At 61.6% G+C, this 11,262-nt stretch carries 10 protein-coding genes; 5 read left to right on the forward strand and 5 right to left on the reverse strand.

Features of this window, described 5'->3' with window-relative positions; genetic code table 11:
- Positions 1–117: 117 nt before the first annotated feature.
- Complete coding sequence (locus BFW87_RS19310; protein ID WP_078741325.1) at positions 118–1,560, reverse strand: aldehyde dehydrogenase family protein; 1,443 nt, start codon at positions 1,558–1,560, stop codon at positions 118–120.
- Positions 1,557–3,182: a 5-guanidino-2-oxopentanoate decarboxylase gene (locus BFW87_RS19315; protein ID WP_078741326.1), complete on the reverse strand. Its 1,626-nt coding sequence runs from the start codon at positions 3,180–3,182 to the stop codon at positions 1,557–1,559. Before BFW87_RS19315 ends, BFW87_RS19310 begins: the two co-directional genes overlap by 4 nt.
- A gap of 110 nt (positions 3,183–3,292) precedes the next feature.
- Here BFW87_RS19315 and BFW87_RS19320 point away from each other — a divergent pair, with 110 nt between their 5' ends.
- On the forward strand, positions 3,293–4,165 hold the full coding sequence (locus BFW87_RS19320; RefSeq protein WP_078741327.1) for a LysR substrate-binding domain-containing protein: 873 nt from the start codon (positions 3,293–3,295) through the stop codon (positions 4,163–4,165).
- A 121-nt stretch (positions 4,166–4,286) separates the two neighbouring features.
- Here the strand turns inward: BFW87_RS19320 and BFW87_RS19325 are convergent, their stop codons facing one another.
- Both BFW87_RS19325 and BFW87_RS19330 read right to left on the reverse strand, forming a co-directional pair.
- A complete protein-coding gene (locus BFW87_RS19325) occupies positions 4,287–4,901 on the reverse strand; it encodes an NAD(P)-dependent oxidoreductase (protein WP_078741328.1) in 615 nt (204 codons plus the stop codon).
- Between the two features lie 35 nt (positions 4,902–4,936).
- Positions 4,937–5,803, reverse strand: coding sequence for an MBL fold metallo-hydrolase (locus tag BFW87_RS19330; protein ID WP_078741329.1), 867 nt, complete (start codon positions 5,801–5,803; stop codon positions 4,937–4,939).
- Positions 5,804–5,906: 103 nt separating this feature from the next.
- Between BFW87_RS19330 and BFW87_RS19335 the strand changes: the two genes are divergently transcribed.
- Both BFW87_RS19335 and BFW87_RS19340 read left to right on the forward strand, forming a co-directional pair.
- The gene (locus BFW87_RS19335) at positions 5,907–6,812 is read left to right on the forward strand and encodes a LysR family transcriptional regulator (protein ID WP_078741330.1); all 906 of its coding nucleotides are present in this window, start codon (positions 5,907–5,909) and stop codon (positions 6,810–6,812) included.
- A 259-nt stretch (positions 6,813–7,071) separates the two neighbouring features.
- Positions 7,072–7,251, forward strand: a complete 180-nt coding sequence (locus tag BFW87_RS19340) for a hypothetical protein (RefSeq protein WP_078741331.1) — start codon at positions 7,072–7,074, stop codon at positions 7,249–7,251.
- Here the strand turns inward: BFW87_RS19340 and BFW87_RS19345 are convergent.
- Positions 7,244–8,131, reverse strand: a complete 888-nt coding sequence (locus BFW87_RS19345; protein ID WP_078741332.1) for a helix-turn-helix domain-containing protein — start codon at positions 8,129–8,131, stop codon at positions 7,244–7,246. The two genes, BFW87_RS19340 and BFW87_RS19345, sit on opposite strands and share 8 nt — an antisense overlap.
- Positions 8,132–8,319: 188 nt before the next feature.
- On the opposite strand from BFW87_RS19345, the gene pobA reads away from it, so the two are divergent.
- Both pobA and BFW87_RS19355 read left to right on the forward strand, forming a co-directional pair.
- The gene (pobA, locus tag BFW87_RS19350) at positions 8,320–9,504 is read left to right on the forward strand and encodes a 4-hydroxybenzoate 3-monooxygenase (RefSeq protein ID WP_176159784.1); all 1,185 of its coding nucleotides are present in this window, start codon (positions 8,320–8,322) and stop codon (positions 9,502–9,504) included.
- 73 nt (positions 9,505–9,577) lie between these two features.
- Complete coding sequence (locus BFW87_RS19355) at positions 9,578–11,095, forward strand: MDR family MFS transporter (protein WP_078741341.1); 1,518 nt, start codon at positions 9,578–9,580, stop codon at positions 11,093–11,095.
- Positions 11,096–11,262: the final 167 nt, after the last annotated feature.

An 11,262-nucleotide genomic window follows, 5' to 3' on the forward strand; every position in this document is an offset into this window, starting at 1 on the left:
TTTCTATGTTTGGTGTGGGACAAAAAATGTTGGTAACACGACGTCAGTGAATATGGACTGTTGTTGGTGACCACAAATCAAAATGTGGGAGCTGGCTCCCACATGGGTTTTGTGTTGTCAGATGGATCGGATCACGTGCTTGATCTCTTGAAACGCCGCCAGGCCCCACGGCCCCAGTTCGCGGCCGATGCTGCTCTGTTTGTAACCGCCCCACGCCGTTTGCGGGAAAATCACCTGCGGTGCGTTGATCCACACCAACCCCGCCTGCAAGGCATTCGCCACGCGATCTGCCGTTTCGGCATGGCCGCTGACCACACTGGCGACCAACCCGAAATCACTGTCGTTCGCCAAGGCGATAGCCTCGTCCTCGGTGGCAAAACGTCTGACACACAACACTGGCCCGAAGATCTCTTCGTTCCACAGCGCGCTGTTCAACGGCACATCGGTAAAGACTGTCGGGCGAATGAAAAAGCCCTTCGCCAGGTCCGCCGGACGCTCACCGCCACAGAGCAAGCGCGCACCTTCTTCAACGCCGCGCCTGATGTGTCCGAGCACCCGTTGATACTGCGCGCTGTTGATCAGCGCACCCATTTCCACGTCATCGGCAAACGGGTCTGCTACGCGAATCCCTTCAGCCCGCGCCTGCAAACGTTGCAGGAATTCATCCGCCAGGCTGTCAGCCACCAGTACACGGCTCGTGGCCGAACAGATTTGCCCGGCGTTGAAAAAACCACCGCCGCAGGCCAGCTCCACTGCCAGGTCGAGGTCGGCATCCGCCAGCACCAGCAACGAGGATTTACCGCCCAATTCCAGGCTCACGCCCTTGACTGTTTCAGCAGCGCGCTGCATCACCTGCACGCCCACCGCGTTGCTGCCGGTGAAGGAAATCTTCGCCACCCGGCGATCCGCCGCCAATGGAGCGCCCACCGCCAGACCGGTGCCGCAGACCAGGTTGAACACGCCCGCCGGCACACCGGCCTCGGCGATGATTCGTGCCAGGTGCAACTCGGCCAACGGCGTGACCTCCGACGGTTTGAGCACCACGCAGCAACCGGCAGCCAAGGCCGGGGCGAGTTTCCAGGCGGTGGTCACCATCGGGAAATTCCACGGCACGATCAGCCCGACCACACCGCACGGTTCGCGGCGCAGGCGCGCACTGAAGTCGTCGCTGGGCAGCGCCACCGCGTGGTCCTGCGCGGCGTCCATGTGTTCGGCCACACCGGCGTAATACTCGAACGTGGCGATCACGTCGTCCACATCGATACCCGACTCAAACAGCGGCTTGCCGTTGTTGCTGGACTGCACCTGCATCAGCTGTTCGCGTCTTTCGCTGACGCCTTGGGCGATCTTGCGCAGCAGTGCGCCGCGATCGCGCCCGGTGCTTTTCGACCAGTCGGCAAATGCCGCGCTGGCGGCATCCACCGCCCGCGTCACCGCCGCCGCATCGCCCACGCTGACCTGGGCCAGGGTGGCCTCGGTCGCCGGGTTGATGACGTCCAGCACGGCATGGCCCGCCTGCCATTCGCCGCCGATAAACACACCGTTCAAGACTGTGCTCATACCGCCACCTCTTTCATCCAAAGTCCCTGGTCGATTTCAATCAGCGTGGGCCCCTGGCGATCAGCGGCGGCGCGCAATGCACGGCGTAAGGGCTCGATGCCCTGGATGCTCTCGGCGGCGCAGCCGAGTGCCTTGGCCACGCCGATAAAGTCCGGGGTATAGATGTCTACGCCGACCGGCTCGATGGCGCGGTTGACCATGTATTTTTTGATTTCTTCGTAGCCCTGGTTATTCCACAGCAACACGATGACCGGCACGCGCGCTTCCACCGCGCTGGCCAACTCCGGCAGGCTGAATTGCAGGCCGCCGTCGCCGATCAGGCACACCACCGGCTGCCCGTCGCCACGTCCCAGCCAGGCACCAATGGCAGCCGGCAAGGCGTAACCGAGGGTGCCGTAGCCGGTGGACGAATTGAACCAGCGGCGCGGGTGGTCGAGGTTCAGCGTCAGGTTGCCGCTGTACACCGGCTGGGTCGAGTCGCCGACCAGCACGGCGTCCGGCAGTTCTTCCAGGACGGTGGTGAGGAACAGGGTTTGCGCGCGGGTGGCGGCGTCCCACGCCGGCGTCAATTCAGCCCACAAACGGGCGACGCGTTGAGCGCCCCACTTCCCATCGCGCGCAGGCAGCGGCTTGCTGTTCAGCTCGGTGAGCAAGGCGTCGGCGGCGATTTGCGCGTCGGCCACCAGCGCCACGTGCGGCGGGTAATTGCGCACGGTCTGGTCGGGGTCGATGTCGATGCGCAGCAGGGCACCGGGGATGTCGAAGCCGCCGGCGAAGGTCACGTCGTAGTCGGTTTCCGCCAGCTCCGTGCCGATGGCCAGCACCACGTCGGCCTCGGCGACCAAGGCGCGGGTGGCGACCAGCGTTTGGGTCGAGCCGATCAGCAGCGGGTGCGTCGACGGCAACATGCCTTTTGCGTTGATGGTCAGCGCGACCGGCGCGCCAAGGGTTTCGGCGAGGCGGGTCAACTCGGGCGCGGCATCGATGGCGCCCCCACCGGCCAGAATCAACGGGCGTTTTGCGGCGGCCAGCAACTGGCTCATCTGCTTGACCGCCGATGGCGCTGCACCGGCGCGGGCCACGCTGACCGGCTCGCTGCCGAGCAGGGCGTCGGCGTTTTCCACCAGCACATCCAGCGGGATTTCAATGTGCACCGGGCGCGGTCGCCCCGCCTGAAACACTGCAAACGCTCGCGCCAGCACACCAGGCAATTCGGCTGCCGACATCAACGTGTGCGAGAACGCCGCCACCCCCGCGATCATCGCGCTCTGGTTCGGCAGTTCGTGCAACTTGCCGCGCCCGCCGCCCAACTGGCTGCGCGATTGCACGCTGGAGATCACCAGCATCGGGATCGAGTCGGCATAGGCCTGGCCCATGGCGGTGGTGATATTGGTCATGCCGGGGCCGGTGATGATGAAGCACACGCCGGGTTTGCCGCTGGTGCGTGCATAGCCGTCGGCCATAAAGCCCGCGCCTTGCTCGTGACGCGGGGTGACGTGGCGGATGCTCGAACGGGCCAGGCCGCGATACAGCTCCACGGTGTGCACGCCGGGGATGCCGAACACTTGGTCCACGCCGTAGCTTTCCAGGAGGTTGACCAATACTTCGCCGCAGGTCGCCATAGATGTCGCTCTTGTTATTGATTCGAGGCGGTATTGGACCGGCTGGCCCGTAGCGGCAACAATCGATAAAAAGTCATACTAGCCATGTCTCCACGTCATGGCTTGAGTCGATGAAACGCCTTCCTCCACTGCCCGCGCTGCACACCTTTTGGGTCACGGCCCAGTGCTGCAACTTCACCCGTGCCGCCGAGCAACTGCACATCACCCAAGGCGCAGTGAGCCGACAGATCGCCGGGCTGGAAAGCCATTTGGGTTACGCGTTGTTTCAGCGTCAGGCGCGAGGTTTGAGCCTGACGGAAGAAGGCCGCGAGTGGTCTTTGCGCGCGCAGCAGGTGTTTGGCCTGATCGGCGACGCCGTGGAGCAGATCGGCCGCCGCCGCGAAACCTTGCAACTCAAAGCCTCCACCTGTGTGATGCGCTGGTTGCTGCCGCGTTTGATGCAGTGGCAAAAGGAACGCCCGGACGTGCCAGTGGAACTGACCACCACTGTGGCCTACACCGTGGATTTTCGCCGCGAGCAGTTCGATGCGGCGGTGATCTACGCGCCTATCGCCGAGCAATCTGCCCAGGCCCGGCATCTGTTTGATGAGCAGCTCACGCCGGTTTGCGCGCCTGCGTTGCTCGGTGGTTTGCACACCCCGGCGGATTTGCAGCAACAAGTGCTGCTGCACCCCACGCGGGATGAACGCGATTGGGCGTTGTGGTTGAAGGTGGCGAATACGCAGCTGAGCAACCTGGGGCAGGGGCATCATTTCGAAACGCTGGACCTGGCGATGACGGTAGCGTCGCAGGGCAATGGCGTGGCGATTGGCGACAGTGCGCTGATTGGCGAGGATCTGAAGGCAGGGCGGTTGGCGACGCCGTTTGAGCTGCGGGTGCCAACGGGAATGGGGTATTACCTGGTGTATCCGCCGGGGACGGAGCCGTCATCCGGACTTGAAGCGCTTATGAATTGGCTGGTGAGCCAGGCACAGCAGTCGTAGCACTGAAGATCAAATGTGGGAGCGGGCTTGCTCGCGAATGCGGTGGGTCAGTCACCTGAAGTTTTGAATGACAGCCCGTATTCGCGAGCAAGCCCGCTCCCACAGTTTTTACCGCGTTGGGTCAGTAACCGACGGTGAAACGCTCGCGGGAGTGCTTTGGCACTTCAACTTCATCAATCAATGCAATCGCATAATCGGAGAAGCTGATCCAACTTCTGCCTTTCTCACTGATGAGCAAGTGGTTTTGGCCCAAACGGAAATCGCCAGTGCGTATATCTTCAACGAACTCCGCCGAGGGAGAGAGAAAGGACCAATCCAACTCTTTCTCTTGACGCAGCTTGTCGAGAAACACGCTGCCAGCGCTTGCTTCAGCTCGATATTCCTCGGGGAAACCGGCGCTATCGATGACCCGCTCGCCGCTGGGTAACAATAACGAACCCGCACCGCCGACTACGAGAAGACGTTTCACGCCGGCTTTCTTCACCGGTTCAATGATCGATTCGGCCGGCACGGTTGCGAAGTGGGCAGCACTGATTACCACATCATTCCCGCTGATAGCTTGTTGCAGTTCAACAGCGTTTAAAGCATCCACCTGTTTGACGGTGACGCCAGGCTTCACATCAATAGATTCAACATTTCGCGCAATGGCGGTCACGCTATGCCCACGACGCAGTGCTTCTTCCAACAGTTGGCTACCGGCACGGCCGGTGGCACCAATGATTGCGATCTTGCTCATGACGTTCTCCAGTCAGGTCAGGGGGTTAAAACCGTTCACCACTTCATTTCGCCCTTGGCGACTTTGGCGCCCAATTCCAGGCTGCTGTCGTCGGCGAGGTTCGGGTAACGCTTTTTCATGGCCGCGATCAGGGCGGCGGAATCCTCGGCTTTGGCGGTCTCTTCGTCGAACGCCTTGATGTAGCCCGCAGTAAACGCCACCGATTGCACGGTCGGTGTGCCCAGGTAATGGCCCGGAATCACGGTGCGCGGTTTCAGGTCTTCGATGCGTTTGAGGGTGGCCAACCAATCGGCATGGGATTTCGGCGTTTGGGTGTCGGCCATCCAGACATGGGTATTTTCGAACACCACCACGCCGCCGACCACGGCCTTGATCGAAGGAATCCACACAAAGGTGCGGTCCGGTTGCGGGCCGTCGAGGCCGATCACTTCCAGGGTCTTGCCCTCAAGGGTCAGGGTGTGGCCTTGCAGCACGTGCGGGATGACGAGCTTCGCCGGTTTATCCGCGCCCAGTTTCGGGCCCCAGAAGGCGAGTTTGTGTTCGGCGGTGGCCTTGATGTGGTCGACCACCGGTTGCGATGCAAGCACCTTGGCGTCCGGGAATGCGGTGGTCAGGGTGTCGAGGCCGAAGTAGTAATCGGGGTCGCCGTCGCTGACGTAGATGGTGGTGAGGCGTTTGCCGCTGGCGCGAATTTTCTGCACCAGGTCTGCGGCCTGGCCATTGCCGAATTGCGCGTTCACGAGGATGACGTCGTGCTCTCCGCTGACCAGTACCGAGCTCACCGGCATCATGGCCGAGGCGCCCGGGTTATATGCATCCAGTGTCAGGTCGGCGGCGGCCGCATGGGCGGCAAAGGCCAGAGCGGCCATCGCGGTGGCAAACCGTTTAAGGGTCGAGATCATGTACAGCTCCAGCAGCGTTGAGTGATGCACAGAGCTTAGTTGCACTAAACGTCACAAAAAATGCCATGCTTGAACATAGTTTGTTTCTGAAACCGGGCAAATCATGGACCGTCTTCAAGCAATGCGTGTGTTTGTCAGCGTCGTGGACCTGGGCAGCCAGTCCGCCGCCGCGGATCATCTGGACCTGTCGCGGCCGGTGGTGTCGCGCTATCTGGCGGAGCTGGAGGATTGGGTGGGCGCGCGCCTGATGCATCGCACCACGCGCAAGCTCAGCCTCACCGCCGCCGGCAGCGAAATGCTGCCGCGTTGCCGGCAGATGCTGGAGTTGTGCAGTGACATGCAGGCCGCCGTCAGTGAGCCGGATGAAGCGCCGCGTGGCCAAATACGCCTGAGTGTCAGCAGCTCATTTGGCCAGGCGCAATTGGCCGATGCCGTGGCTGAGTACGTCAAGCGTTACCCGTTGGTCAGTATCGACATGCAGATGCTCGACCGCACGGTGAACCTGGTGGATGAGCGCATCGACCTGGCTATCCGCACCAGTTTTGAGCTGGACCCCAATTTGATCGCGCGCAAGCTCACGCTGTGCCGCTCGGTGATCTGCGCCTCACCGGCGTACCTGCGCGAGCACCCGCAACCCCGACACGTGCACGAATTGGTGGAGCACAATTGCCTGACGCACTCCTACTTCGGCAAAAGCCTGTGGCATTTCACCGAGAACGGCGAGCCGGTGTCGGTGGCGGTGCAGGGCAATATCACCGCCAACGAGGCGACGACCTTGCTGCGGGTGACGCTGGCGGGGGCGGGGGTGGCGCGGCTCCCCAGTTATCAGGCCGGGGACTATATCCGCAGCGGCGAACTGATCCGTTTGCTGCCCGAGGCTGAGCCGCAGCAAATGAATGTCTACGCCGTGTACGCCTCGCGCAAGCACATGCCGTTGGCGCTGCGCAGCCTGCTGGATTTCCTGGTGCTCAGGTTTCCGGAAGAACCGGCGTGGGATATTGGCCTCTGAACAGGCAACGAGCACCTGTGGCGAGCGGGCTTGCCCGCGTTGGGTTGCGCAGCGACCCCAAAAAACGGGACTGCTGCGCAGTCCAGCGCGGGGCAAGCCCGCTCGCCACAGGGGGGAGTGTTGACGCTTGGCAGGGATTTTTTAAGGACTGGCCTTTAAGCCGACATAAACGTGTTGAATGGCGTCCGATAATGGCAACTCGCCGTGACTGACCTATGCTTAAAACAGGCCCATCAAGGCCTGTTCGGAGGTCGCTGCCATGACTCTAAAAATTAGAAAGTACCTGATGATTTTCACCCTGTGCGCGCTGGCTACTGCGCTGTACGGCACCGCCGCCTATCGCGTTGAACAAACGCGCATGCAGCCAGCCGCCTTCGCAATCAACTGCCATCAGGACCAATGCGTGCCGCGCACCGGCAGTTTCAGCGCGCTCAGGTAACCGCCTGTTCCGCCTTCAACTGTTCGCGAAAGGCTTTGGGTGAGAAACCGACCCGTCGGCGGAACAGCCGTGAGAAGTTGGTCGGGTCGGAAAAACCCAGCACTTCCGACATTTCGTTGATGGTCATGCTGGTGTAGGTCAGCAGACGCTTGGCTTCCAGCAACTGGCGGTCATGCATGATCTGCAGCGCGGGCTGCCCGCCCAACTCCCGACACGTCCCATTCAGGTGTGAGACCGAGATGCCCAGCTTGTGGGCCAAATCTTCAATCTTCGGGTGCTCGCGGTAGTGCTGCTCAACCAGTTGGGTAAAGCGCCGAAAGTACTCACGGCCCCGTGGTGCACGCGGATGGCGGCGCTGGATGGCCTGGCGGCTGATCCACACCAGCAGCACACTGACCAGGGCATGCATCATCATGTCCCGTGCCGGTTGTTCATCGGCGTATTCGTTCTGCAGGCGGGCGAATTGTGCGTTGAGGTAGTCGCTGTCCTTGCCCGCCGGGTAATTACCCAGTGCTTGTAAACCGTCAAGGGTTGAACCCAGTTGCCCCTGCAAGTGGCTCACCAGCGGCGCCGCCAGTGTTACCACGTAGCCTTCCACATCTTCCGAAAAGCGAAAACCGTGCACACACAACGGCGGCAGCACCTGCAAGGTGGCCTCGCTGAGCGTGGTGCGCTGGCCTTCGATTTCCAGCTGGGCCTGGCCTTTGTGCACGTACAACAATTGGCACAGATCCGCGTGCCGGTGGGGCTGGATTTCCCACTGGTATTCCCGGCTGCGCCGCGAGATAGTCTCGCAGTGCAGCAAATCCGGGGTCGGCCATTGCTGGCTCTCCCCATACAGCTTGAAGACCGGAATCGCGGAACTGGCAGTTTTGGTCATGGTTTCAATCCGATACTCAGGATAGTGGTGCGGTAATCGCCCGGATTGGCAAAAAGCGCAGGCATTGGCTCAGTTTTCACCTTCTTATGCCGGCCACTCAAGTGAAAAATGCCAGCAACTTGTTCAATGACAACTCTTTCACCCAATCCGTTCGGTGAAGCTTGCGGGCGATAAAAATAATGAAAACCCTGAAAACCCAAGTCGCCATCATTGGTGCCGGTCCTTCGGGATTGCTGCTTGGCCAGTTGCTGCACAACGCCGGTATCCAGACCCTTATTCTTGAACGCCAGTGCGGCGATTACGTTAAGGGCCGCATCCGTGCCGGCGTGCTGGAACAAGGCATGGTAGAGCTGTTGCGCGAAGCGGGCGTCAGCAGACGCATGGACGCCGAAGGCCTGGTGCATGACGGTTTTGAACTGGCGCTGAATGGCCAGCTCAGCCATATCGACCTTAAAGCGCTGACCGGCGGGCAATCGGTGATGGTCTACGGCCAGACCGAAGTCACCCGTGACCTGATGGCGGCTCGCGAGGCCGCCGGTGCCGTCACGCTCTACGAAGCGCGTAACGTGCAGCCCCACGGCATGAAAACCGAGCAACCCTGGCTGACCTTCGAGCATCAGGGCGAGCACTTTCGGCTGGACTGCGACTACATCGCCGGATGCGACGGCTTCCACGGCGTGGCGCGCCAGTCGATCCCGGCCGAATCCTTGAAGGTCTTCGAGCGGGTCTACCCCTTCGGCTGGCTCGGCATTCTTGCCGACACGCCGCCGGTGCATGCCGAACTGGTGTACGCCAAGCACCCGCGCGGTTTTGCCCTGTGCAGCATGCGTTCGCCGACCCGCAGCCGCTATTACCTGCAAGTGCCGGTGGAAGCGCCGCTGGAAGAGTGGTCGGACGAGCGTTTCTGGGACGAGCTGAAAACCCGCTTGCCCGTCTCGCTGGCCGAGAAACTGGTCACCGGCCCCTCGATCGAGAAAAGCATCGCGCCGCTGCGCAGCTTCGTGGTGGAGCCGATGCAGTACGGGCGCCTGTTCCTGCTAGGCGACGCCGCCCACATTGTGCCGCCCACCGGCGCCAAGGGCCTGAACCTGGCGGCCAGTGATGTCAGTACGCTGTACCGGATCCTGCTCAAGGTTTACCGCGAGGGGCGCGTGGACCTGCTGGAAAAATATTCTGCCATCTGCCTGCGCCGCGTGTGGAAAGCCGAGCGGTTTTCCTGGTGGATGACTTCAATGCTGCACGAATTCCCCGAGGCGGATGGTTTCAGCCAGCGCATTGCCGAAAGCGAACTGTCGTATTTCATCAACTCTGAAGCCGGTCGCAAAACCATTGCAGAAAATTACGTCGGGCTTCCTTACGAGGCTATCGAATAGCCAGCTATCGAGTAAGATGTTGAGCATTCCCGCAGGCCTTTCCTGCCTGCGGGCCCTGCTCGAAGGTTCTGCCGTGACTAACCTGAATCAGCCCACCCAACCCGCTCCCGCCGTACGCAGTGTGCTTGTCGCCTTGATGCTGGCGATCTTCCTCGGCGCCCTCGACCAGACCATCGTCGCAGTGTCGATGCCGGCCATTTCCGCGCAGTTCCACGACGTCAACCTGCTGGCCTGGGTGATCGCCGGTTACATGGTGGCGATGACGGTGGCGGTGCCGATCTACGGCAAGCTTGGCGACCTGTATGGGCGCCGGCCAATGATGCTGATCGGCATGGGGCTGTTTACCGTCGCCTCGCTGTTTTGCGGCATGGCGCAAAGCATGGAGCAACTGGTGCTGGCGCGGATTCTCCAGGGCATCGGCGCCGGCGGGATGATCTCGGTGAGCCAGGCGATTATCGGCGACATCATCCCACCGCGTGAGCGCGGGCGTTATCAGGGCTATTTCAGCAGCATGTACGCGGTAGCCAGCGTGGCCGGGCCGGTGCTGGGCGGTTATATGACCGAGTACCTGTCGTGGCGCTGGGTATTTTTGATCAACCTGCCACTGGGCGCCGGCGCCTGGTATGTGGCCCATCGCACGCTGGTGGGGCTGCCGGTGCCGCAACGCAAACCGGTCATCGACTACCTCGGCACCTTGCTGATGATCATCGGTTTGACCGCTTTGCTGCTGGGCATCACCGAGATTGGCCAGGGGCATCACTGGCGTGATCCACAGGTGCTGGGGCAGTTGGCCTGTGCGCTGGTGGCGTTGAGTGTGTTTGTGTGGCACGAACGCCGTGCGCCGGAGCCTTTGCTGCCGATGCATTTATTTGCCAACCGCAGCGCGGTGCTGTGTTGGTGCACGATTTTCTTCACCAGTTTTCAGGCGATTTCGCTGACGGTGTTGATGCCGTTGCGGTATCAGACGGTGACGGGTTCTGGCGCCGACAGTGCGGCGTTGCATTTGCTGCCGTTGGCGTTTGGGCTGCCGGTGGGGGCTTATTGCGCCGGGCGTCTGACGTCGGTGACGGGGCGGTATAAGCCGATGATTCTGGGTGGGGCGTTGTTGAGTCCGTTTGCGATTTTGGGGATGGCGTTCAGCGCGCCTCAGGATGTGGTGATGACGGCGGTGTTTATGCTGTTGTGCGGGATTGCGGCGGGGATGCAGTTTCCTACGTCATTGGTGGGGACGCAGAATTCGGTTGAGCAGCGGGATATTGGTGTGGCGACCAGTACCACCAACCTGTTCCGTTCGTTGGGTGGGGCGGTGGGGGTCGCCGCCATGTCAGCGCTGTTGCTGGCGTTGTTGCAGGATTCGAGCTTTGCGCATTTGGCCAGTGGCGCGTTGGCGGGTGAGGGCGGATCCGGGAACGTGTTGCTGGATGGTTTGAACGCGGCGCCGGGGCCGGCGCAGGATGCGTTGCGCGGGGAGTTGGCGGTGACGTTTCGGCATTTGTTGATGGTGAGTGCGGGGGTGTCGTTGTTGGGGTTGGCGGCGGCTGTTGCGATGCCGAATCGGGTGCTGCGGGGGCGTGAGGATAAGGTTCGGTAGGGGGTGTGGTTGGGGGCATATCCGTTGCTGCGGTAACGGCCGCCTATGGTTCCGCCCTTACGGCGGGTCACTTTTGGAAAAGAGCCCCAAAAGTAACCAAAAGGGCTCTTGCCCCACCACTCGGCACCTCGCTCTGGCTCGGTGTGCCCTCACTCCGGCTTGAATCC

It is taken from the genome of Pseudomonas fluorescens (assembly GCF_002022275.1).
GTDB classification, from domain to species: Bacteria; Pseudomonadota; Gammaproteobacteria; order Pseudomonadales; family Pseudomonadaceae; genus Aquipseudomonas; species Aquipseudomonas fluorescens_AJ.

Excerpts from the sequence above, each read along its gene's own strand:
- BFW87_RS19310 (WP_078741325.1), bottom strand. The coding sequence starts at position 1,560 with ATGAGCACAGTCTTGAACGGTGTGTTTATCGGCGGCGAATGGCAGGCG.
- BFW87_RS19320 (WP_078741327.1), top strand. The coding sequence starts at position 3,293 with ATGAAACGCCTTCCTCCACTGCCCGCGCTGCACACCTTTTGGGTCACG.
- BFW87_RS19315 (WP_078741326.1), bottom strand. The coding sequence starts at position 3,182 with ATGGCGACCTGCGGCGAAGTATTGGTCAACCTCCTGGAAAGCTACGGC.
- BFW87_RS19325 (WP_078741328.1), bottom strand. The coding sequence starts at position 4,901 with ATGAGCAAGATCGCAATCATTGGTGCCACCGGCCGTGCCGGTAGCCAA.
- BFW87_RS19345 (WP_078741332.1), bottom strand. The coding sequence starts at position 8,131 with ATGACCAAAACTGCCAGTTCCGCGATTCCGGTCTTCAAGCTGTATGGG.
- BFW87_RS19330 (WP_078741329.1), bottom strand. The coding sequence starts at position 5,803 with ATGATCTCGACCCTTAAACGGTTTGCCACCGCGATGGCCGCTCTGGCC.
- BFW87_RS19335 (WP_078741330.1), top strand. The coding sequence starts at position 5,907 with ATGGACCGTCTTCAAGCAATGCGTGTGTTTGTCAGCGTCGTGGACCTG.
- BFW87_RS19340 (WP_078741331.1), top strand. The coding sequence starts at position 7,072 with ATGACTCTAAAAATTAGAAAGTACCTGATGATTTTCACCCTGTGCGCG.